Origin of the sequence: uncultured Empedobacter sp. (assembly GCF_937930195.1) — a bacterium.
Lineage (GTDB): Bacteria > Bacteroidota > Bacteroidia > Flavobacteriales > Weeksellaceae > Empedobacter > Empedobacter stercoris.
In genome coordinates, this window is the sequence record NZ_CALGVK010000073.1 from 1 (window position 1) to 24,202 (window position 24,202).

Genomic DNA, 24,202 nt, shown 5'->3' on the forward strand with positions numbered 1-24,202 from the left:
AGTGTTTTGTTTACACCAAAAAAGAGTTACTTTAGTGAAATAAATTTTAAAGGATAAAAATATGAAAAAATCAATTTTATTCGGATTATTCTTTATGTTGACATCTTTAATGTATGCGCAATCACCGATTGGAACATGGAAAACAATTGATGATGAAACAAAACAAGCGAAGTCTTACGTAGAGATTTTCGAGAAAGATGGAAAACTGTATGGTAAAGTCACTAAGATTTTAACAAAAGGAAAAGAAGACGCTAAATGTACAGATTGTTCAGGAGCGTTAAAAAATAAACCAATTTTAGGAATGCAAATTCTTACAGGTCTTAAAAAAGATGGTAAAGAATGGAATGGAGGAAAAATCCTTGATCCTAATAATGGAAAAGAATACAAAGCAAAAATGTCATTAAATGGTAATGACAAACTTGATGTAAGAGGTTATATCGGAATTTCTCTTGTTGGAAGAACGCAAACTTGGCATCGAGTTAAATAAATCAAAACAAAAACGAAAAGGTTACTCTGAGTAATCAAACCACAAAATTTACTCTATAATGACTATTTCTTAAAAAGAATAGTCATTATTTTTTTTGCTTAAATTTGCAAAGTCAAAATTATTCTTTTGATGATTAAAAATATAAAATGAGTTTAACTAAAAGAGCGTTCAACTACGCTAAACCATATAAAAGTTCGTTTATAACAGCGATCATCTTCAACTTACTTTACGCACTTTTCAATGTTGTTGCATTAGCTTTTATGATGCCAATTTTGAGCGTTTTATTTGGTGAAGAAAATAATGAAGTTGTCACGAAACCTATCTATTCGGGTAAATTAGATGATTTGAAGCAGTTCTTTTCTGATTATTCGGCTTACTATATGAATGAAGTTTCTCAAACAGAAGGACCTATTTATGTGTTGGCAATTTCGTGTGTCATTTTTATAGTCGCTTTTTTATTCCGAAATATTTTTAGTTTTTTATCGGAAACATGTTTAGTGGATTTACGTTCAGGTGTTACACGTGATTTACGTGTTGATATTCACAACAAAATTATCGATTTACCTGTTGCATATTTTACTGAAAAACGAAAAGGAGATATGATTAATCGTATTTCGAGTGATGTGAATGAAGTAGAATCAAATATTCTCAATTCGATTGTCGAAATTGTTCGATCGCCAATTATGATTATCGTTTTTGTGGGTGTATTATTTACGGTTAGTTATCAATTGACCATATTCGCTATTTTAGTTTTTCCTATTATGGGGACAATTATTTCCTTGATCGGTAAAAGCTTAAAAAAAGCTGCTGCTCATGCACAAGATGAATTATCAAACATTATTACCTATGTGGATGAAACGTTGACATCTCTAAAAATCATTAAGATTTTTAATGCTGAAGACCAAGTGAAAGGACGATTTGATGAATCGATTAATCGTTACAGAAAATACCTTCAAAAGGTTATGAAAAAGAGAGCTTTAGCTTCGCCTACAAGTGAGTTTTTAGGTGCGGTTACAATTGGATTGATAGTCTTTTTTGGAGGAAAATTATCATTAGAAGGAAATGGATTAACAGGTTCACAATTCATTTTTTATATTGCAACTTTTTACACTTTATTAGACCCAATTAAAAAGTTTTCGAAAGCTTTATCAGATGTTCAGAAAGGAGAGGTTTCTGCTCAACGAATCTTTGAAGTTTTGGATGCAGATGTATCAATTCAAGATTTACCAAATGCAAAAGGAATTGAAGCTTTTGAAGATAAAATCGAGTTTCGAAATGTAACATTCGCCTATGGAAAACATGATGTCATCAAAGATTTTAATTTAACAATAAATAAAGGAGAAACAGTTGCTTTAGTTGGGCAATCAGGTTCAGGAAAATCGACTTTAGCGAATTTAATTACGCGTTTTTGGGATGTAAAATCTGGCCAAATATTAATTGATGGAATTGATATTAAACATATAAAACTACACGATTATCGCTTATTATTTGGATTGGTAACGCAGGATTCTATCCTGTTTAATGATACTATTTTTAATAATATTTCATTGGGAGATAAATCGCCAAGTGAGGAGAAAGTTGTGAGTGCTGCGCGAATTGCTAATGCAGAAGAGTTTATAATCAAAATGCCAGAAAAATACCAAGAGTCGGTAGGAGAGGGTGGAAGCAAACTTTCTGGTGGACAAAAACAACGTTTAAGTATTGCGCGTGCAGTTTACAAGAATCCACCAATTATGGTTTTGGATGAGGCGACTTCGGCATTGGATACTAAATCGGAGAAATTGGTACAAGTTGCCTTAAATAATATGATGCAAAATCGTACTTCTTTGGTTATTGCGCACCGTTTATCTACAATTCAGAATGCAGATAAAATTGTGGTGATGGAAGCTGGAAAAATTATTGAAGAAGGAAATCATCATTCATTAATAGAGAAAAAAGGTGTTTACGCAAATCTTGTAAACATGCAAAATTTTGAATAAAAACTTTAGTATATTCTAAAAAAATCCGCTCACGAGCGGATTTTTTTTTGATATTATTTTAAATAGATTTAATCTCAAATCCTAATTTTGTCCAATCTTCCCAAAATGTCGGATATGACTTTTCTACGACCATTTCATTGTTAATGCGAATCGCATATTTCTGAGCCAAAGGCGCCATACACATTGCCATTCTGTGGTCATTATATGTTTCAAAAGTTGGTGTTTCAGAAAAATCTTGATAACCTTCTATCGCTAAAGAATCATCAGTAATACGAATAATCGCACCTAATTTTTCTAACTCATTTTTCAATGCAACCAAACGATCTGTTTCTTTGATTTTTAATGTTTCTAACCCTGTTAAAATACAATTTACTTTCAGTCCAACACAAGTTGCGGCAATGGTTTGTGCAATATCTGGTGTATTGATTAAATTTAATTCAATCTTTTGTTTAGGCTGAAAATTCGCATCGTTTTTTAAGCTTAAAATTCCATTATCAAAAGTAGAAATCACACCGAAGTTTTCTGCATATATATTTTGCAAAGCCGAATCTCCTTGTAAAGAGTCTTCGAAATATGTAGAAATTTTAACTTCAGAATTTTGTGATAAAGCAATCAAACTATAATAGTAAGAAGCCGAACTCCAATCGGATTCAACTTGTACTATTTGCGCTTCGATCCTTTTCGTAAAAGGAACTTGAATTGTATTTCCTTCGAAAGTAGCTTTAATTCCAACTTTATTCAACAACTGAATTGTCATTTGAATATATGGAACAGAAATAATTTTTCCGTCAAGATTTATCGTCAATCCATTTTCTAATTTCGTTCCAATTAAACATAACGCTGTGATGTATTGCGAACTAATATTAGATGGAATAGTGATTGTTTCTTTGGTTAATTTTTTTCCTACAATAGACAAAGGTGGATAGCCTTCATTCTCTTGATACGAAATTTCTGCACCCAATTCGTTTAACGCATCTACCAAAATTTTTATAGGTCGTTGTTTCATTCGATCAGAACCTGTTAACGTTACTTTTCGTCCGTCTTGAATAGAAAAATAAGCTGTCAAAAATCGCATAGCGGTTCCAGCGTGATGAATATCGATTAAATCTGTTTTGTTTGCTAAAGCCTTTTGCATTAACTGAGAATCTTCTGAATTTGAAATATTTTCTAAAGTCAAAACATTCTCAAATAATTGGTTTAATAACAATAAACGATTGCTTTCGCTTTTGGATCCTGTTATCGATAGTTGATTATTGATGGAAGATTGTAGCGCAGAAATTTCAATCATATTTATTTTAATTTATCATTATTTTGATGACGATCATGATCACGTTTTGTCTTGTAATCTAATTTTTTGTAAAAAGCAGACTCTAAATCAACACCAGTTTGATTTGCTAAACAAAGCGCCACAAAAATAACATCGGCCAATTCTTCGCCTAAGTCTTTGTTTTTATCTGATTCTTTTTCTGACTGCTCACCATAACGACGAGCAATAATACGAGCAACTTCACCAACTTCTTCTGTTAGTTGTGCCATATTTGTTAACTCGTTAAAATAACGAACACCGTGTTCTTTAATCCAATTATCAACGTCTAATTGTGCTTGTTTAAGGCTCATTTTGTTTAAAATTTTTAAAAGATAAAGGTACAAAAATAAAAAGCCAACTCGCGTTTGGAGTTGGCTTTATTCGCAGTTTCTATATTTTTATTGTTTAACTAAAATCACTTGCTGACTTTCAGCTTGAATGATATTTGTTAAAAATTCTTTCAATGGTTTGTAATATTGTGCTGGTAAAGTACTGTAAGGCATTACTTTTTGAGCTTGAGCAATAATATAGCCATCTTTTTCTATTACTTTGCAAACATATCCTCCAACTTGATCTGGCATTGTAAATTGTTTTTCTACAGGTAAAGTTTCTACTTTGTATCCTTCAGGAATTTTAATTTTCACTGTATTTGTATTCGTAATTGGCGCACCAAATTCGATGTTATAATTACGTTGTTCTAAATTCAAGTTATGTTTTGTGTTTGTTACAAAAAGAAAGGGATTGAATAAGATTTTGTTTCCTGCAACATCCACTTTTACATCATCAAATTTGAATTGATGACGAATATTATTTTGATTGTTATCTTGTGTTTTAAAATCAGAAATTTCGAAATTATAATCTTCTACAAATTCTTTTTCGAACGCTTTTGGATCGTTTGCAATTTCATTTTTATCGAACATATAAAAGTAATTATCTCTTACATTAGAAAATTGACCTTTCAAATTTCCATCAGTAGTTAAATCGGCGGTAATTGATATTTTATTATTCGTCATAACAGAATTGCGCAAAGGAATTTCTTTGATTCCTTTTTCATTTACCATAAATCCACGATCGTTGATTGCTCTTAGTGGCAATAAATTGATTTGTGCATTCTTATCCGTCGCATCCATCAGATAAAAATCATTATCCACATCTGCCCCAACAATGACATAATTTAGTTTGCTGCGAGAAGGAAATGAATAATTAATTAATCCATTTTGCAAAGAACTTAACACAATAGGATTAGCATTTAATCCAGCTTTTCGCAACATTGTAGTCAATAATAAATTAAGATCAGCAACATTTCCAGATTTCTCATTAAATGTTTTTCTTATTCCTTTTTCAGTTGTTTCGCTGTGGTATTCGTTCCACGTAAAATTCTTTTTAACGTAATCATAGATAGCAGTCATTTTTTCGGTATTCGTATTTTTTCCTGCTATTGTTGCGTTTACCGTCTCGTCTAAAAAGTTATTTCCGTTTAATTGGCGACCAAAACCTTCGTGATCCATCAAGTCTTTTCCAATGCGTTCCCAAGTAGTCGCATAATTTTCTGTTGTTCTACCCGGTACTGAGAAAGAGGCTAGCTCGAACTGAATACTTGCTAACATATTTCGTGGATTGAGCACATAAGCTTCGCGAGAATAAGAAGGTAAGTTGGTTAAAGTGTAGGTTTGGGTATTTAATTTTAGTTTTTGAGTAGTTGAAGTAGCTCCTTGGTTTCCCATATCTCCTCCGAAACTTGAAACACCTCTGTTTCCAAAGGAAGTACTTGTAAATGTTTCTTCTTTCGAGTTAGTTGATATTTTAGGCGTAAAACCACCTCTCAAATCTTGTTGATAATTAAAATATTCCTGATTTTGAAATGTAAAATTACTTGCAACAACTGGTATTGATTGTTGGAAATACCAAGCGTCAGTTTGTCGAACAAAAGGAGAAACAATTTCGTATGTATATTCTAAGATTGAGCCATTTTTAACATTTGGAAATGTAAAGGTTTGCTTATCTAAAAAACGATGAACTTTTTCTAAGAAAATATCTTTTTTCTCTACTTTTTGCTCAACTATTTTTCCATTTTCTAAGTTATAAGTAACAGCTTTTAAAGAAAGTAATTTATCTTGATCAGTTGTTGTGCTTTTATAAATAGGAATTTCAATTTTTAAAACATCGTCAGGTGTTTTGTCTTTATCAAAGACAATCATGCGATAAAAAACTTTTTTTGTTTGTTCAACACCGCCCTGATTTGTATTGAAACTTACTTTATAATTTCCATCTGCATACAAAACTTCTGCTGGAGCATCTGCCTGTATTGTACTCTTTGTTTTCTCGAAATCTTGTTTTGATATTTTTCCAAATTTCACATCTTGCGCAAAACTTGAAACTGTAGCAACAGAGGCCACTATCGCAATTAATGTTTTCATATAAGTGTGTTATAGTTTTTCTAAAAGTAATTTTGTGTTGTCATATCCTGCTATTTGTCGGCGAAATTCTACATATTCATTGAACTTTTCTTTGGTAAATTTTCCAGGCAATTGTTTGTAAATACGTTTAACCTCGATTGTGGCATTTTCTTTTGGATTGATTTCTAAATGATATTCACCAAAAACCGATTTCACAGAAATTGAATCAAATTTTTGAGGCAATCTATAACCAGCAGGTAATGCAAGCGAATAGATTACTTCGTCAACATATCCAGATTCAATTTTAAAATCAAACTTTCTGTCTTTTGCCTTTTTCAAAGAGGTTTCTTCACGATTTACAGGAATCATATTAATGATGATATTGTTTCCCTGAATTTTAGCGTAATTAGGAACTGAAAAATCAAAATTGGATGTAAAAACTGCATTTTCCCAATCGTTTTCAAACTCTTTTTGCTTAAAATGAATTCCTTGTAAAGATGAAAATCTGTTTTTTAGACGAATATCAAGATCCTTTTCACTAAGTTGATTGTATCTTGCTAAATTTTCATAAATCAATCCTTTTGACGTTTCTTTAAATTGAAAATTCAGTGTTCCATCAACAGAGATTGTAGCATTACCAGTTACGATTAATTGATTGTCTTCTGGTTTGAAACTTTGAGAAGGAATTATTTTTCCACCTTTTTCATCTAAAATAAATACTTTTCTGTTCGCTGTAAAATCACCTAAATAATTAAATGCTGAAGTTTGACTAGTTGTTTCTAACCATATATCTTCGTCTTTTAATGGTACATACAAGATAACATGATCACCTTGTAAATACATCATATCCTCAGTCATATCTTGTGCAGGTGATCCTGAGTGTACTTCGGTATAATAAGATTTGATGCCAACAGCATCTAACATCGACATCGTGTAATTTGTCAACGCTTTACAATCGCCATAACTTTTACTTTCTACATAAGAAGCGGGAAATGGCGACAGTCCACCGATACCTAATTGTACACCAATATAACGGACTTTGTTTTGGAGATGTTTGTACAAAATCTGGACTTTCTCTTTTTCTGATTTTGCATCTTTTACAAGCTGTTGGAAAAATGATTTTTGAGCTGTTGTAAAATCTTGTTTACCTCCCACTAAATAATCGTAGGTCCATTTTCCGTAATCATTCCAATTATCAAATGTACCTTTAACTCCATCGATATTAATTTGATTCGAAGCTAAAACAGCATTTGGAAAAATATTTCTGATGCTCAACATTTTATCTTCTTCGTTAAAAGCTGGAATATGATTAAATCTATAGTTTAGATTATTCGTATCACCTTCTTTTTGAATGTTAAATCCGACAAAATTATTTTCCTTATTTCGGATAACAGAATTTGTTTTATTCGTGAAAGAATAAGATGATTTTTCGATGGATAAATTTGGAGCTTTTACAGGAAACCATTTTGGGATACCAATCGTATTTTTACTCGTAATCGAAATTTTATAATGTATCGTATAAGGATATTGAGTAGGCGTGAAATTAAGGTATTTGATACGATCATCCGTGTACATTTGACCACTACTCACAAAACTTTGATCACTAAAATCTTTGGATTTAAATTTTTTAATTTCCTTGCCATTCGCATCAAACAACACAGCTTCTAATGCATCAATTTTGATATTCGGATTGTAATGTGCTTGTGCTCTTACATAGCTATCTCCAGCTTTATTCAAAACTGTAACCACAACTTCTTTTGTGTGTTTGAGTTCATCAATTTTTAAAAGATCAATTTTTTCATCCTCCTTTCGGACAACAGCATAGGCATCTTTTAACAAATCGGCTGGAATTTGATCGACTGCATAATTTTGCGAAAAGCAAAAAGAACTGATAAATAAAGTTGTAAAAAGTAGAGTTTTATTCATTCAATAATAGTGTTATATTAATTATTCTTTATTTTTCGAATCGATAAAAATGGTTACTGGACCATCGTTGAGTAATTCAACTTTCATATCGGCACCGAAAATTCCTTTTTGTACAGGCTTGTAATTGGTCTCTAAAACCTCCAAAAAAGAGTGATATTGCTCTTGAGCTAAATCTGGTTTTGATGCTTTTATGTAAGAAGGACGGTTTCCTTTTTTTGTTGAAGCATGTAACGTGAACTGGGAAACGATCAAAATGTCACCTTTTGTTTGTTGCACGTCTAAATTCATTACCCCGTTTTCATCGTTAAAAATTCTTAATTGAATCATTTTTTTTGAAATCCATTCAAAATCGTCTTTTGTATCCTCAGGCTCAAAACCTACCAAAGCCAAAATTCCGTTGTTTATTTTTCCAGTTATTTCTCCTTCAACCATTACAGAAGCATGTTGTACACGCTGTAAAATCATTCGCATAAATAAGGTGTCTTGTATTTAATAAAAAAACTTTAGAAATTTAAGAAAAAATTAACAAATAAAGAAGCGTTAAAAATACATATTTTAAATGAGTTTTAACGCTTTGTCGTAATTTTAGTTTGGAAAGCAATCGCTTTATGTTTATTATGGTTAATTTAATTGATTAAAATAAATTTCATTTTCAATAATTATTGCATAATCTAATTCATACAGATTAGAGATTTCTTTTGCTAAGATTAATTCTCGCTCAATACTATCTAATCGACTTTGATTGTTTTCACTATTTTCGAACTCAGCAATCCATAATTTATTTGGATTAATTGGCTGCCATTTTAAAACTTCCAAATGTTTCAAAAATATTTCTTTTTGTTCTTTTGTGCATTCTACAAAATCCAATGCAATTTGCACAGATAAATTGTTCATTCAAATAATTTTAGCAAAAATAAATGGAGTGAATGGTCTTTTTTTACGTGAAACCGTAATTTGAAAAAAAATAAGCCATTTCTATAGAAACGGCTTATTTATGCTATTTTATTTACCAGTGTAAATATCTTCTTCTAAAAAAGTGAGGTAATTTTCGTAACGAGAAATAGCTATTTCACCATTTTCAACAGCATCTCGAACAGCACATTTTGGTTCGTTAACATGAATACAATTATCAAACTTACAATTGTATTTCAACGCTAAAATTTCAGGAAAGTAACCTTGCAATTCAGATTTATCAATGTGTACTAAACCAAATTCTTTGATTCCAGGAGTATCGATAATGAAACCACCAAAAGGCCATTCGTACATTTGGGCAAAAGTTGTGGTATGCTGTCCTTTGCTATTAAAATCAGATACTTCGTGCGTTTTTAAATTTAAATCGGGATTTAATGTATTTAATAATGTAGATTTTCCAACTCCAGAATGTCCTGAAACTAAACTTACTTTATCTTTCATTAACGCTTTTACTTTATCTAAATTTAAACCTGTTTCGGCAGAAATATCAATGCTTTCGTAACCAATTGTATTGTATATTGATTTGTAAATTTCTAATTCAGCGATTTCATCTGCTGTGTACGAATCCATTTTATTGAATAGAATGACAACAGGAATATGATAAGCTTCGGCAGTAATCAAGAATCGGTCAATAAAACCAAACGAAGTTTTGGGATTAGTAAGCGTTACAACCAAAAAAGCGACATCAATATTAGAAGCAATAATGTGTGTTTTTTTGGAAAGGTTGACCGATTTTCGAATGATGTAATTCTTACGGTCATATATTTTTGTAATAACCGCAATATCATCTTTATCAATTTCAAAATCAACCTCATCACCAACCGCAATTGGGTTAGTGTGTTTGATATTTGCTATTCTAAATTTTCCTCTAATTCTTGCCTGATAAGTTGTACCATCTTCCGTAAGAAGATGATACCAGCTACCAGTAGATTTTATGACAATTCCTTTCAATATTGTTTATATTTTTTCTTCTTTTTTAACCATAATCTGGTTCTGTTGTGCAACAGACTCTTGATGTATTGCTTGTAATAATTTATCAACAAAATCCTCCGATAAACCTAAAGAAACTCCAGCTTTTACCGAATTATCTTTAATTTGTTTCCAACGATCTGGTTGAAAAACAGCCACATTATGTTCTTTTTTCAATTCTCCAATAGAATTTGCAACTCTCATACGTTGTGCAATAGTATCTAAAATAGAGTTATCTAATTCATCAATTTGATGACGTAAGTTTTCAATTCCAGTTTTGTAAATTGCATCTGGATCATCAGATTGGCGAATTTCTAAATCTTTCAAGATTTCTAATAAACGAGCTGGCGTAATTTGTTGTGCAGCATCCGACCAAGCTTCATCAGGATTATTATGTGTTTCAATCATTAATCCGTTGTACTCGAAATTGAAGGCTTGTTGAGCAACATCAAATAAACCTGTTCTATTTCCACAAATATGAGATGGATCACATATAATTGGAACATTAGGTAATTTATTTTTGAAATCTAACGCTATTTGCCATTGTGGATTGTTACGGTATTTTGTCTTTTTATACGTAGAGAAACCACGGTGAATGGCACCTAAGTTTTTGATTCCTTGACCCTCTAAACGTTCTAAAGCTCCAATCCATAAATCTAAATCTGGATTAACAGGATTTTTCACCAAAACAGTTTTGTCTGTATCGCGTAAAGCTTCTGCTATTTCCTGAACTGTAAACGGGTTTACAGTAGAACGTGCACCAATCCACAATACATCAACATCATATTCTAATGCTAATTTTGCGTGATTTGCGTTGGCAATTTCAGTTGCGATTTTCATTCCGAATTCGTCTTTTACTTTTTTCAACCAGTTTAATCCGATTGCACCAACTCCTTCGAAACAATTTGGTTTAGTACGAGGCTTCCAAATTCCAGCACGAAAAACTTGTATATAATCTTTGTCCAAATCTTCGGCGATTGTCATCATTTGTTTTTCACTTTCTGCACTACAAGGTCCAGCGATGATCATTGGTTTATCGTATTCTTTTATCCAATTATTATTTTCCATAATATTTACAAATTTAAGGTTTAATATTTACTTGTTTTAGTGTAAATTATTTATTCTTTTTTGTGATTCTTCGCCAAGCTCAGAAAGACAGCTATTATTTTATTTATTTAAGATTCGACGTATGTCGTTCGTATTTTTTAAATATTGATGAATATCAGTGGCTTCTTTTTCTTCGATCATTTTTCTGATTTTAGAAATTTGGGTTTGATAAGCATCAATCGCATTGAGTAAATTTTCTCGGTTCTGAATCAAAATAGGTGTCCACATATCAGGTGAACTTTTTGCTAAACGAACAGTAGATTCAAACCCAGAACCTGCCATGTCAAAAATTGCTTCTTCGTTTTTTTCTTCTTCTAAAACAGTTTGTCCCAAGGCAAACGATGTAATATGTGAAAGATGAGAAACATAAGCAATATGTGCATCATGCGCATCAGATGTCATCGTTTTGACATTCATCCAAAGCGATTGATAAATCTTTTTCACTTTTTTAACAGCTTCTTTTTCACTTTTTTCAACATCACATAAAATTGCGACTTTGTTTAAGAAAAGTTCTGGAAAAGCTGCTTTTGGTCCTGAATTTTCAGTTCCAGCAATTGGATGTGTAGCAACAAACTGTTTTCTTTTGGGATGATTCAAAACCTTTTTACAAATTCCAGCTTTTGTTGATCCCATATCCATCACAATTGTTTTATCATTAATTTGATCTAAAATCTCTGGTAATACTTTCTGAATCGAATTAATTGGAACTGCAATAACGACTAAATCTGATTGAGAAAGTGCTTCATTTAATGGTGCAATTTCATCGACAATACCTAATTCTAACGCTTCAATTTGATGCGTTACATTTTGATCTACTCCAATAATTTTTTCGGCAAAACCAACTTTTTTTAACGCTAAAGCAAACGAACCTCCGATTAATCCTAAACCGATTACTGAAATTGTTTTCATGCTTCGACTCTTTTCTTAACTTCAATCAACTTCTCTAATGGTGCACATAGTGAGAATCGAATAAAACCTTCACCATTGCTTCCAAAAATACTTCCTGGTGTTATAAACACTTTCTTGTCGTGAAGAATTTCGTCAATAAATTCTTTATCATCTTTTCCATCTGGAAGCTTTGCCCAAATAAACATTCCTGCAGCATCTGGGTTATAGTTTACATTTAGAATATCTGCAATTTCCCAAATCACTTTTCTTCGTTCTGCGTATACTTTTGTCAACTCATCGTACCAAGAATCATCGACTAAAAGTGCTTTTGTAGCGGCTTTTTGTATAGCAAAATTCATTCCCGAATCCATGTTAGATTTCACTTTTAATATAGCGTTAATAAAAGCTTCTTTTCCGATTACCATTCCTACACGCCACCCCGCAATATTAAAGGTTTTGCTTAAGGAATTCAGTTCAATACAAACCTCTTTTGCGCCATCAATTGCTAATATACTTGTTGGTTCATCGTTCAGAATAAAACTATACGGATTATCATTGACGATTAAAATATTGTGACGAGTAGCAAATTCCACTATTTTTCTTAGAACATCTTTCGAAGCTTTAGCTCCTGTAGGCATATGTGGGTAATTTAACCACATGATTTTGGGTTTTTGTTCAGCTAATTTTTCTAATTGTTCAAAATCAGGTAGCCAATTATTTTCATTTTTCAAATCGTAGAACAAGGGTTCTGCTTGTACTAATTCAGTTACCGAAGAATACGTTGGGTAACCAGGATTTGGTATCAAAACTTTATCGCCTTCATTCAGAAAAGCCATCGAAATATGCATAATTCCTTCTTTTGAACCCATCAGCGGTAAAATTTCAGTTGTAGGATTAGCTGTTACATGAAACTTATTTTTGTAAAAATTAGCCATTGCCTCTCTCATTTCTGGAATACCTCGATAACTTTGATAACCATTAATTCCGCTTTGAGAATTTTTGATTAATGCTGCAATCACATCTGGATGAGGTTGTAAATCTGGACTTCCAATTCCTAATGAAATGATTGGTATGTCGGTTTTCATGTTCGCTATTTCTTGTAATTTTTTCGAGAAATAGTATTCCTGAACACTTTCTAATCGTTGGGCTTCTGCTATCATTTTTTTCCCAGTTTATATTCGCCTAATATTTCTAAATCCGTTAATTTTCGTGCAATTTTACCAAGTAACTCATAATATTTTTCTTTTTGATCGAACGTAATGTCGATGTGAAAAGAATATTCCCAAGGTTTTTCGATAATTGGAACAGATTGTATTTTATCCATATTAATTCCACATTCCGCAATTTGATTCAGTACATCTACCAAAGCACCAGCTTTGTGTGGAACTGAAAATCGCATCGAAACTTTGTTGAAATCTTCGTAATCATTGTGCTCGCGTTGCAATACAAAAAAACGAGTAAAATTATCTTGAAACGTTTGAATGCTCGAAGCTAAAATGTCTAATCCATAAACTTCTGCTGCCTTTCGAGAGGCTATCGCCGCAACATCATTTAAATCTTGTTCTACAATATCTTTGGCTGTTAATGCGGTATCAATATCATTTACAACGCGCCAAGTTGGATGTTTTTCAAGAAACTTATCACATTGTAATAAGGCCATTTGATGCGAACGAACTTCTTTTACGTCTTCTAAAATTTGTCCTTTTTTGACCATTAGTTGATGTTGAATGGATAAATAAATCTCGCCAACAACTTTTAAATTGTATTTTGTAAGCAATGCATAGTTTGGTAAAATTGCTCCGGCGATTGTGTTTTCAATTGCCATTACTGCTTTGTCAACCTTTCCTTTTGCAAGCGATTTTGCCAAGGTTTTGAATGTATCACATTCTACAATTTCGATGTCATTTCCTAAATAATTATTGGCAGCTTCATGATGATACGAACCAATATAACCTTGTATTGCAACTCTTGTTTTCATTTTTTTTCCACAAAAAAAGTCCCACAAAATGCGGGACTTTAAATTATCTTATGTTGATGTTACAATCAATTACGACAACGCAGTCCCTGCTCTCCTGGATAATATCCAAAAAAGTAAAAGAAAAATGCGTTAAAATAATTGAATGATGTCATTCTTGACTTTTTTATTTTTACAGTTACAAATCTAAAAGATAAAATTTTATATATCCAAATCTTTTTCACTAATTTTATCGAAATTTTTTCATCAAATGGGAATAATCATTAAAGATTTAGTAAAAAAATACGGCGAACAATTAGCTTTAGACAATGTTTCATTTTCTATAAACAATGGAGAAGTTGTTGGTTTATTAGGACCAAATGGAGCAGGAAAATCTACCTTGATGAAAAGTATTACCAATGCAATTAATACAGATGCTGGAGAAATTTCTGTGAATGACTTGAATGTTTCGACTCAACCAATAGAATCAAAGAAATTGATTGGGTTTTTACAAGAAAATAATCCGCTGTATATGGATATGTACGTGAAAGAATATTTAGAATTTGTCACAAACATAAGAAAAGTACCAAAATCAAAAATAGATGAAGTAATTGAAAAAGTAGGGTTATCTCCCGAAAAACACAAGAAAATTCATCAGTTATCAAAAGGTTATAAACAACGTGTCGGATTGGCTCAAGCGATTATTTCGAGTCCAGAAATATTAATTTTAGATGAGCCTACAAATGGTTTGGATCCAAATCAAATTATAGAAATAAGAGAAGTTATTCGTGAAATTGGAAAAGAAAAAACAGTGATTTTATCGACGCATATTATGCAAGAAGTAGAAGCGCTTTGTTCACGTGTAATTCTATTGAATAAAGGTAAAATTATCGCAGATCAATCTATTGAAGAATTTAAAGGACAATATAAAAACTTGGAAGAAGCTTTTCATGTTTTGACACAATAATAAAATCCGCTCATTGAGCGGATTTTATTTATGAATTATTTCTTTTTCAAGATAAAAACTTCTTTTATTTTTTCGGGATTAACTTTTTCGTTTTTAGATGTTGTTTCAAGTTTAGTGATTAATTGATTTACTTCTTCCTCTGAAGCTGGACCACCGATATTTTCACCATTCACACGAGAATCTTCTAAGACTTTTCCTGTCGAATCTAAAATTACCCAAAAAGGTAAACCTTGATCTTTTCCTCTTAATTTCTCATTAACAGCATCTCCACCGGGCGTTTCTAAATTTTTCTTTTCTGCTCGTTCTTGTACTGTCATAAAAGTCTTGACATAATTCGCATCAAAATAAGATTTTACAAGAGGATCGTCCATGTTTTTTTCCATCTTTTTACACCAACCACACCAAGAAGCATGAAAAATTAAAAAGACATTTTTATTTTCAACTTTTGCTTGATTTTGAGCTTTAGTTAATATTTCTGTTGCTGTTTGTGCATTTACAATACTACTTAAGGCGATTACAAAACCAATAATTAAAACGTTTAATTTCATTGTAATAAGTATTTAAGTAAATGTAAAAAAATAATTGTATTTTCAATTAAAATTAACACTTATGAAACATTATTTAGGATTTATTTTCTTGATTTTACTGACAAGTTGTGCTACGAATAACATAAAAACAATAGAAGGAAAATGGCAACAAGACTTTTTGGATTATAAATCGAAAGTGGTAGAAGTTCCATTGTCAAAAAGTAATGCAATCATGGATGTTTCTAAAATTAAATCAAAACTGAAAATTGAATTTGATTTTCAGGACGGTTATGAAAAAGATGTGACAGATTCTATTGTTTTTAATTTTCCTCAACTCAAATTCAGAAAGATCAATCTTGATAAAACATCTAATTATTATGATTTGAATTATGATACTACATGCGATTGCTTGTTGGGCGAAATGAAATCATATTCTGGTAATGTCTTAAATATAAAATTGAACAGAGTTTCTTCGGTTCAATAAATTTAATGGAAATCATTATCTTTGCACAAAATTATTAGAACATCGATCTAATAATCAATCATTAAAAAAAGAGACAACATATATGAAATGTGGAATTGTTGGATTGCCTAATGTTGGTAAATCTACTTTATTTAACTGTTTGTCGAATGCAAAAGCACAATCGGCGAATTATCCTTTCTGTACAATTGAACCTAATGTAGGAACGGTTTCTGTACCAGATACACGTCTAAATCAATTAGAAGAAATTGTAAACCCAGAACGCGTTGTACCTGCAGTTGTAGAAATAGTGGACATTGCTGGTTTGGTAAAAGGAGCAAGTAAAGGAGAAGGTTTAGGAAATCAATTTTTAGGAAATATTCGTGAGTGTAATGCTATTATTCACGTTTTACGTTGTTTCGAAAACGAAAACATTACGCACGTTGACGGATCTATCGATCCTATTCGTGATAAAGAAACAATTGATTTAGAATTGCAATTAAAGGATTTAGATACGGTTGTAAAACGAATCGATAAGTCTAAAAAAGCGGCTAAAGCTGGTAACAAAGAAGAACAAAAAATAGTAGAAGTTTTGACTGCTGTTATTGCTCATTTAGAAGAGTTAAAAAATGTTCGTGAAATGGAATTAGATGAAAAAGAACAAGAAATTATTGATTCTTTGCAATTAATTACAGCGAAACCAGTTTTGTACTTGTGTAATGTTGACGAATCTGCAGCAAAAGATGGAAACGAATTTGTTGCGAAAGTAAAAGAAGCGGTAAAAGACGAACATGCAGAAGTATTGGTTTTAGCAGCTCAAATTGAAGCGGATATCAACGAGTTAGAAACATACGACGAGCGTCAAATTTTCTTAGAAGAATTAGGATTAGAGGAGCCTGGTGTTAATCGTTTGATTCGCTCTGCTTATTCTTTACTAAACTTAGAAACTTATTTTACAGCTGGTGTAAAAGAAGTTCGTGCATGGACAATTAAAAAAGGATCTACAGGACCACAAGCTGCTGGAGTTATTCACACCGATTTTGAAAAAGGATTTATTCGTGCAGAAGTAATCAAATTTGAAGATTTCTTGACTTACGGTTCTGAAGCAAAATGTCGTGAAGCAGGAAAATTAAACGTAGAAGGTAAAGCATATATCGTACAAGACGGTGATATTATGCATTTCTTATTTAATGTTTAAGCATATATTGAAACGAAATATAGAAAGCTCAATCGAAAGATTGAGCTTTTTTTTGTACGATTAATTTAGTTAAATCTTAAAAAGAAGTAAATAATATTCAATAAAGTATTTGTTTTATGGTGAAAATGTAGATTTATGTGAAATTTTTCAGGATGTTTAATCAAATGAAGAGTGAATTTAATTATATTACCATCTAATTTATTAACACGAATAAGATATGATTAAAAATTTACTTTTATTAGGAGGTGTATTGTTTGCTTCTCAAATTAATGCTCAGACTACAATTTTCGAAGAAAATTTTGATACACCAGAAAAACAAGCTTTATGGACAATAGGTGATTTGGATGGAGATAAAGATACTTGGCAATTTGTAGAAGCAGCAGAAGCAGAAGCGCCTTCGTTTACGGGGTCTTTCGCTTGGTCTTTTTCTTGGTTTTTTCAAGTTTTTACGCCAGACAATACTTTAACAAGTCCTATATTCACAATTCCTGAAGGTAATAAAACCGAATTGACATTTAAAGTTTCAGCTGCAGATAACGAAGAAGGTTATTTTGAAGAACATTATGCTGTTTATGTAATTCCTGCAAATACAACTTTTGTAGGTACTGAGACGCCTGTTTATGAAGAAACCTTAGACGGTGGTTATTTCGATGTTGCCAAAACAGTAAATGTGGATATTTCTGATTATGCTGGTCAAGATGTGCAATTGGTTTTTAGACATTACGATTGTTCTGATATTTTATATATAGGATTGGATGATGTTAAAGTTGTACAAGAAAAATTAGCTGTTTCAGATGTTAATCAATCTACAATTACAGTATTCCAAGATAATGGATTCGTAAAAATAGCAGGAATAAAAGAGGTGAAAAGAGTTAAAATATTTGATGTTACAGGAAAACAAATGTTAGAAGTTCAGAAGTCAGAAGCTAATATTTCAACCTTGCCAAAAGGAGTTTACATTGTTAATTTCTATACGGAAGATAGCGTTATTTCGAGAAAAATTATAAAAAAATAAAAGTAAACGAGTTGTGTAATTGCAACTCGTTTTTTTTTGTTTAAGAAAACAAAATCATTATCATGAAATCTTTGTCTTAAATTTATCGCTTGATGTTCATTTGTCAATTGATTCAACAAAAAATAAGAGAAGAAGCATGAGGCAACTTTGATTTAATCATTTTCCAAAATAGGTTGATTTCACTCAAAATCAAATCAATGAACCTTCAAAATATTAAGATTTTTTTTCTTATTTTTGTAAAACTCGTTTTAACACTCAACAACTCAAATGTCAGAAATAGATCAACAAGTAAATTATACGGAAGACAATATCAAAACTCTTGATTGGCGCGAACATATTCGTATGCGACCTGGTATGTATATTGGGAAGCTGGGAGATGGTTCGTCTCAAGATGATGGGATTTATATATTGTTGAAAGAGATTGTAGATAACTGTATCGACGAATTTGTGATGGGAGCAGGGAAAACTATCGAGATTAATCTGCGCGAAGATGAAGTAACAATTCGTGATTATGGTCGTGGAATTCCTCTTGGAAAAATGGTTGATGCTGTTTCTAAGATGAATACAGGAGGTAAATACGATTCACAGGCCTTCAAGAAATCGGTTGGTTTAAATGGTGTTGGTACAAAAGCGGTAAATGCTTTGTCGACATCATTTCGTGTTCAATCTATTCGTGATGGAAAAACGCGTGTAGCAGAATTTGAGAAAGGAATTCTGAAATCTCAAGAAGATGAGAAAGAAACCTCTTTAAGAAAAGGTACCAAAATTACGTTTGTTCCAGATAAATCAATTTTCCTGAATTTTAAATTCAGAAAGGAATATGTAGATAAAATGTTGAGAAACTATGTCTATTTAAATCCTGGATTGAAAATTATTTTTAATGGAGAAGAATTCTTTTCGAAAGATGGATTGAAAGATTTATTGAAAGATAATATTGAAGAAGAAACAATCTACGAGATTATTCATCTGAAAGGAGATGATATAGAATTAGCGATGACGCATAGCTCAAAATCTTATTCAGAAACCTATTATTCTTTCGTAAATGGACAAAACACAACGCAAGGAGGAACACATTTAACAGCTTTTAAAGAAGCAATTGTAAAAACAGTACGCGAATTTTACAATAAAAATTATGATCCTGCGGATATCAGAAAATCGATTATTGGAGCAATTTCGATTAAAGTCATTGAACCTGTTTTTGAATCTCAAACGAAAACAAAACTTGGTTCGAATGAAATTGGACCAGGAATGACAACAGTTCGTACGTTTGTAAATGATTTTATCAAAACAAATCTTGATAACTTTTTACACAAAAATACAGAAGTTGCACAAGCACTTGAACGTAAGATAAAACAATCGGAAACCGAACGAAAAGAACTTTCCGGAATTCGAAAATTAGCACGTGATCGAGCTAAAAAAGTAAGTTTGCATAACAAAAAATTGCGCGATTGTCGTCAACATTATAACGATCCAAAAGCTGAATTGCGTTTAGATACAACGATTTTTATTACCGAAGGAGATTCTGCCAGCGGATCAATCACGAAAAGTAGAAGTGTAGAAACGCAAGCTGTATTTAGTTTGAGAGGAAAACCGTTAAATTCGTATGGTTTAACAAAGAAAATTGTGTACGAAAATGAAGAATTTAATTTGTTACAAGCTGCATTAAACATAGAAGAAGGATTAGAAGATCTACGCTACAATAATGTTGTAATTGCAACTGATGCCGATGTCGATGGAATGCATATTCGTTTGTTGATTATTACGTTTTTCTTACAGTTTTTTCCAGAATTGATCAAAGAAGGGCATTTATATATTTTACAAACACCTCTTTTTCGAGTAAGAAATAAAAAAGAAACACGTTATTGTTATTCTGAAGCCGAACGAATAAAAGCGTTGGAAGAAGTGAAAAATCCTGAAATCACACGATTCAAAGGATTAGGTGAAATATCGCCAGATGAGTTTAAACATTTTATTGGAAAAGATATTCGTTTAGAACCTGTAATGATTGGAAAAGATCAAACGATTGATAGTCTTTTAGAATTTTACATGGGAAAAAACACACCAACAAGACAAGAGTTTATTATTAACAATTTAGCAATAGAAGCTATAAAAAATTAAAATTATATAAATCAAATTCTTTCTATCTACCTAATAACCTATTATAATATTTATGAAAAAAAATAATATAAATGTGATACAGCTTTTCAGAATGCTTAACATCACAATCGTTATTTTAATCATTCTAAACATCATTATGTATACGGGTATTTTACCGCACAAGTATCACATAATACCACCTTATATTGTATCTGTTTTTATCGCATTACTGATTTATGTGAGTTGTAAAAGTGGAAATCAATTTTTTGCAATTGACACAAAAGGGGAAACGATAACATTTGAAACAAAGAATGTAGGATTTTTATCCTTCTTGAATACAAAACCAAACAAAATCGATTTACCAAAATATAAATTAATCAAGTACGATTTTCAGAAAGGACTATTTTCTAAAACACTTGTTTTTTATATCAATAGTAAAAAGAATCCTACCAATTTAACAAAAGTGAAATTTCGTTTAGCATTCATATCTAATCGAAATCTTAATATTATTTTGACAGAATTAGATAAAATTGTTTCGTCTAATTCTATAGTTAAAAAAAAAGTAGAAGTAGCTATTTAACATGATGCAAGACAATCAAGAGAGCATCAAGAAAGTTTCTGGTATGTACCAAGAATGGTTTCTTGACTATGCTTCTTATGTAATTTTAGAACGAGCAATTCCCTCTATTTATGATGGATTGAAACCAGTTCAACGTAGAATTTTACATTCAATGCGTGAGTTGGAAGACGGACGATACAACAAAGTTGCGAACATTGTAGGAAATACAATGAAATATCATCCACACGGTGATATGGCGATTAGTGATGCAATGGTGCAAATTGGTCAAAAAGAATTGTTGATTGACATGCAAGGAAACTGGGGAAATACCTACACTGGCGACCGTGCAGCTGCATCTCGTTATATAGAAGCACGATTAACTAAATTTGCATTAGAAGTTGTCTATAATCCAAAAACAACAAAATGGCAACCATCGTATGATGGTCGAAATAAAGAACCAATCGATTTACCAATCAAGTTTCCTTTACTTTTAGCACAGGGAGTAGAAGGAATTGCAGTAGGTCTATCAACAAAGATTTTACCTCATAATTTTAATGAATTAATTGATGCGTCAATTTTACATCTAAAAGGAAAGAAATTTCAAATTTTTCCAGATTTCTTAACTTCAGGATTGATTGATGTTTCTGATTATAATGACGGATTAAGAGGAGGTAAAGTTCGGATTCGTGCAAAAATTTTACAAGAAGATAAAACAACGCTCAAAATCACAGAAATTCCTTTTGGAACAACAACAGGATCTATGATCGACTCGGTGTTGAAAGCCAATGACAAAGGGAAAATCAAGATTAAAAAAATCGAAGATAATACCGCAGCAGAAGTTGAAATTTTAATTCATCTCGTTCCAGGAAGTAGCCTCGATAAAACAATTGATGCACTTTATGCATTCACTGATTGCGAAATTTCTATTTCGCCAAATGCGTGTGTCATCAATGAACAAACTCCCGAATTTTTGACCGTTTCTGAAATTCTGATTCATAACACCAACAATACTGTTGACTTATTGAAAAAGGAATTGGAAATTGAGTTAGATGAGTTACAAGAACAATGGCATTTCTCTTCTTTGGAACGAATTTTTATCGAGAATAGAATCTACCACGATATCGAAGAAGAAGAAACATGGGAAGGAGTAATTGCTGCGATTGATAAAGGGTTAAAACCACATATTGCGCACTTAGTTCGCCCTGTTACAGAAGAAGATATTGTCCGATTAACTGAAATCCGAATCAAACGTATTTCGAAATTTGATTTAGATAAAGCCCAACAATTTATTGAATCGTTAGAAGATAAAATCGAAAATGTAAAGCATCATTTAGCTAATTTAATTGATTATGCGATTGATTATTTCAAAAATCTAAAAACAAAATACGGAAAAGGTAAAGAACGTAAAACAGAAATTAGAACATTTGATACGATTGATGCAACAAAAGTTGCAGTAGCAAATACACGATTTTACGTGGATAGAACAGAAGGTTTTATCGGAACTTCATTGAAAAAAGATGAATTTTTATTCGAATGTTCTGACATTGATGACATTGTTGTTTTCAAAAATGATGGCTCCATGATTGTAACTAAGGTTGATACAAAGACATTTGTTGGAAAAGGAATTATTCATATCGGAATTTGGCATAAAAATGATAAACGTACCATTTATAATTTGATTTATCGCGATGGTAAAAATGGCCCTGCTTATCAAAAACGTTTTGCTGTAACCGGAATTACACGCGACAAAGAATATGATTTAACAGCAGGAAATAAAGGTTCAGAAGTGTTATATTTTTCAGCAAATCCAAATGGAGAAGCAGAAGTCGTTTCAATTATTCTGAAAACGCATCAACGCATCAAAAAAATGAAATTTGATATAGATTTTGCTGATTTAGCCATTAAAGGTCGTGCTTCAAAAGGTAATTTGGTTACTAAATACCCTATCAAAAAAATAGAATTAAAAGAGGAGGGAGTTTCAACTTTAGCCCCTCGTGAAATTTGGTTTGACACGGGTACAAAACGTTTAAACGCCGATGGAATTGGCATTTTATTGGGTTCTTTTAAAGGAGATGATAAAATTTTAACGATTAATAAAAAAGGTGAAGCGAAATTGGTTTCATTTGATTTGAGTAATCGTTTTGACGAGGATTTAGAAATTATCGAAAAATGGAAACCTGCAAAACCAATTTCTTGTGTGTATTTCGATGCAGAGAAAGAACGTTATTTCGTGAAACGCTTTGTATTAGAGGATACGTTTTCTCCTCAAATTTTCTATACATTAGAAGATGGAAAATCGTCAATTAAAGTTATTTCGACAGATTATTTACCTGTAATTGAACTGATTTTTCCTAAAGTGAAAGGTGTAGAAAAAGAACCAGAAGTGATTAATTTAGAAGAATTTATAACGGTTAAAGGTATAAAAGCACAAGGAAATCAGTTAACAACGTTTAAGTTGAAACAAATAAATATTTTGGAGCCACTTCCATTCGACGAACCAGAAGAAGAGGAAGAATCAGAGTCAGAAGAAGAGCAGCAGCCGACATTGTTTGATGCAATAGAGGAGAATACAAATGAAGAAGAAAATATAAAAGAATAATGGGGGATATCTCACTCGTTGCATTAGCCGTAATTGGCGTAAATGTATTGGTAAGTTGGAAAGGATTTAATGATCATGCTTTCTTTGATAAATATAAATTTCAGGTAGGATCTATCCTGCATCACAAAGAATATTATAGAATTTTAAGTTCTGGGTTTTTACATGTTGATTTTACACATTTGTTGTTTAATATGTTAACCTTGTATTTTTTTGCAAACCCTGTGATTGCATTTTTTGCAAGTCCAGAAGGATTTTTGTTTGGAGATTTCTCGAATGCAAAATTAAATATAGGCTACGGCATGTTTCTTTTGGTCTTTTTAGCAGCTGTTATAGGGGGAAACCTTTTGTCGGTATTGATTCATAAAAAAGAAAACTTTTATTCAGCTGTAGGAGCTTCGGGAGGAGTAACAGGAATTTTATTTGCTGCGATTGCAGCTTTTCCTGAAATGGAATTACGATTATTTTTTGCACTTCCTATTCCTGCTTGGATTTTTGCCATTCTATATTTAGGATATTCTGTTTACGGGATGAAAACTAATTTAGGTAACATTGGACATTCCGCACATTTAGGAGGCGCAATTGTAGGGATGCTTACTGCTATTCTATTTTATCCAACTATATTACAAATTAATACCTATTATATTTTAGGAATGATGCTTCCGCTAATCGTTTTATTTATAATGATATTGAAAGAACATCGGAAATAAAAAAATGATTATCAAAATAAAAAGCTTCAAAATTTATAGACTGCACCCAAAAGTTTGGACAGATTAAAAATTAATAATTATAAAAATGA

22 protein-coding genes are annotated in these 24,202 nt (G+C 31.6%); 10 read left to right on the plus strand and 12 right to left on the minus strand.

Features of this window, described 5'->3' with window-relative positions:
• Nucleotides 1-61 precede the first annotated feature (61 nt).
• Both Q0616_RS04335 and Q0616_RS04340 read left to right on the plus strand, forming a co-directional pair.
• Nucleotides 62-487, plus strand: coding sequence for a DUF2147 domain-containing protein (locus Q0616_RS04335; protein ID WP_225541950.1), 426 nt, complete (start codon nucleotides 62-64; stop codon nucleotides 485-487).
• Nucleotides 488-633: 146 nt separating this feature from the next.
• Nucleotides 634-2,466 carry an ABC transporter transmembrane domain-containing protein gene (locus Q0616_RS04340; RefSeq protein ID WP_188319525.1) on the plus strand — a complete coding sequence of 611 codons (1,833 nt, stop codon included), beginning with the start codon at nucleotides 634-636 and terminating at the stop codon, nucleotides 2,464-2,466.
• Nucleotides 2,467-2,524: 58 nt separating this feature from the next.
• Here Q0616_RS04340 and Q0616_RS04345 read toward each other — a convergent pair whose 3' ends face one another.
• From Q0616_RS04345 to Q0616_RS04395, 11 genes are all read right to left on the minus strand, one after another.
• A complete protein-coding gene (locus tag Q0616_RS04345) occupies nucleotides 2,525-3,754 on the minus strand; it encodes a 3-phosphoshikimate 1-carboxyvinyltransferase (protein ID WP_298775404.1) in 1,230 nt (409 codons plus the stop codon).
• A gap of 2 nt (nucleotides 3,755-3,756) precedes the next feature.
• Nucleotides 3,757-4,083 (minus strand): nucleotide pyrophosphohydrolase, encoded by a 327-nt coding sequence (locus tag Q0616_RS04350; protein WP_135834709.1) that lies wholly within the window; start codon nucleotides 4,081-4,083, stop codon nucleotides 3,757-3,759.
• Nucleotides 4,084-4,170: 87 nt separating this feature from the next.
• A complete protein-coding gene (locus Q0616_RS04355) occupies nucleotides 4,171-6,189 on the minus strand; it encodes a DUF3857 domain-containing protein (RefSeq protein WP_284582824.1) in 2,019 nt (672 codons plus the stop codon).
• 9 nt (nucleotides 6,190-6,198) lie between these two features.
• Entirely contained in the window at nucleotides 6,199-8,094 is a 1,896-nt protein-coding gene (locus Q0616_RS04360; RefSeq protein ID WP_298775409.1) for a DUF3857 domain-containing protein, read from the minus strand.
• Nucleotides 8,095-8,115: 21 nt separating this feature from the next.
• Nucleotides 8,116-8,565: a D-aminoacyl-tRNA deacylase gene (dtd, locus tag Q0616_RS04365; protein ID WP_225539126.1), complete on the minus strand. Its 450-nt coding sequence runs from the start codon at nucleotides 8,563-8,565 to the stop codon at nucleotides 8,116-8,118.
• Nucleotides 8,566-8,715: 150 nt separating this feature from the next.
• Complete coding sequence (locus Q0616_RS04370; protein ID WP_286483839.1) at nucleotides 8,716-8,988, minus strand: hypothetical protein; 273 nt, start codon at nucleotides 8,986-8,988, stop codon at nucleotides 8,716-8,718.
• Nucleotides 8,989-9,096: 108 nt separating this feature from the next.
• Nucleotides 9,097-10,017 carry a ribosome small subunit-dependent GTPase A gene (gene rsgA, locus Q0616_RS04375; protein WP_286483838.1) on the minus strand — a complete coding sequence of 307 codons (921 nt, stop codon included), beginning with the start codon at nucleotides 10,015-10,017 and terminating at the stop codon, nucleotides 9,097-9,099.
• A 6-nt stretch (nucleotides 10,018-10,023) separates the two neighbouring features.
• Entirely contained in the window at nucleotides 10,024-11,103 is a 1,080-nt protein-coding gene (locus Q0616_RS04380) for a bifunctional 3-deoxy-7-phosphoheptulonate synthase/chorismate mutase type II (protein WP_286483837.1), read from the minus strand.
• A 99-nt stretch (nucleotides 11,104-11,202) separates the two neighbouring features.
• Nucleotides 11,203-12,051 carry a prephenate dehydrogenase gene (locus Q0616_RS04385; RefSeq protein ID WP_171622732.1) on the minus strand — a complete coding sequence of 283 codons (849 nt, stop codon included), beginning with the start codon at nucleotides 12,049-12,051 and terminating at the stop codon, nucleotides 11,203-11,205.
• Nucleotides 12,048-13,190 (minus strand): aminotransferase class I/II-fold pyridoxal phosphate-dependent enzyme, encoded by a 1,143-nt coding sequence (locus Q0616_RS04390; protein WP_286483836.1) that lies wholly within the window; start codon nucleotides 13,188-13,190, stop codon nucleotides 12,048-12,050. Before Q0616_RS04390 ends, Q0616_RS04385 begins: the two co-directional genes overlap by 4 nt.
• Complete coding sequence (locus tag Q0616_RS04395) at nucleotides 13,187-14,008, minus strand: prephenate dehydratase (protein ID WP_225542407.1); 822 nt, start codon at nucleotides 14,006-14,008, stop codon at nucleotides 13,187-13,189. The genes Q0616_RS04390 and Q0616_RS04395 overlap by 4 nt, the downstream gene beginning before the upstream one ends.
• Nucleotides 14,009-14,255: 247 nt before the next feature.
• Between Q0616_RS04395 and Q0616_RS04400 the strand changes: the two genes are divergently transcribed.
• Nucleotides 14,256-14,951, plus strand: coding sequence for an ATP-binding cassette domain-containing protein (locus Q0616_RS04400; protein ID WP_171622729.1), 696 nt, complete (start codon nucleotides 14,256-14,258; stop codon nucleotides 14,949-14,951).
• 35 nt (nucleotides 14,952-14,986) lie between these two features.
• On the opposite strand, the gene Q0616_RS04405 is transcribed toward Q0616_RS04400, so the two are convergent.
• Nucleotides 14,987-15,499 (minus strand): thioredoxin family protein, encoded by a 513-nt coding sequence (locus Q0616_RS04405; protein ID WP_260541422.1) that lies wholly within the window; start codon nucleotides 15,497-15,499, stop codon nucleotides 14,987-14,989.
• A gap of 61 nt (nucleotides 15,500-15,560) precedes the next feature.
• Here Q0616_RS04405 and Q0616_RS04410 point away from each other — a divergent pair, with 61 nt between their 5' ends.
• From Q0616_RS04410 to Q0616_RS04440, 7 genes are all read left to right on the plus strand, one after another.
• Nucleotides 15,561-15,962 (plus strand): hypothetical protein, encoded by a 402-nt coding sequence (locus Q0616_RS04410; RefSeq protein WP_260541421.1) that lies wholly within the window; start codon nucleotides 15,561-15,563, stop codon nucleotides 15,960-15,962.
• 82 nt (nucleotides 15,963-16,044) lie between these two features.
• The gene (ychF, locus tag Q0616_RS04415; protein ID WP_171622726.1) at nucleotides 16,045-17,136 is read left to right on the plus strand and encodes a redox-regulated ATPase YchF; all 1,092 of its coding nucleotides are present in this window, start codon (nucleotides 16,045-16,047) and stop codon (nucleotides 17,134-17,136) included.
• A gap of 217 nt (nucleotides 17,137-17,353) precedes the next feature.
• The gene (locus tag Q0616_RS04420; RefSeq protein ID WP_171622725.1) at nucleotides 17,354-18,151 is read left to right on the plus strand and encodes a choice-of-anchor J domain-containing protein; all 798 of its coding nucleotides are present in this window, start codon (nucleotides 17,354-17,356) and stop codon (nucleotides 18,149-18,151) included.
• A gap of 267 nt (nucleotides 18,152-18,418) precedes the next feature.
• On the plus strand, nucleotides 18,419-20,269 hold the full coding sequence (locus tag Q0616_RS04425) for a DNA topoisomerase IV subunit B (protein WP_260541416.1): 1,851 nt from the start codon (nucleotides 18,419-18,421) through the stop codon (nucleotides 20,267-20,269).
• A gap of 52 nt (nucleotides 20,270-20,321) precedes the next feature.
• The gene (locus Q0616_RS04430; protein ID WP_298775420.1) at nucleotides 20,322-20,828 is read left to right on the plus strand and encodes a hypothetical protein; all 507 of its coding nucleotides are present in this window, start codon (nucleotides 20,322-20,324) and stop codon (nucleotides 20,826-20,828) included.
• Nucleotides 20,829-20,832: 4 nt separating this feature from the next.
• Nucleotides 20,833-23,406, plus strand: a complete 2,574-nt coding sequence (locus Q0616_RS04435; RefSeq protein ID WP_286483835.1) for a DNA gyrase/topoisomerase IV subunit A — start codon at nucleotides 20,833-20,835, stop codon at nucleotides 23,404-23,406.
• A complete protein-coding gene (locus Q0616_RS04440; RefSeq protein WP_171622721.1) occupies nucleotides 23,406-24,113 on the plus strand; it encodes a rhomboid family intramembrane serine protease in 708 nt (235 codons plus the stop codon). The genes Q0616_RS04435 and Q0616_RS04440 overlap by 1 nt, the downstream gene beginning before the upstream one ends.
• Nucleotides 24,114-24,202 lie beyond the last annotated feature (89 nt).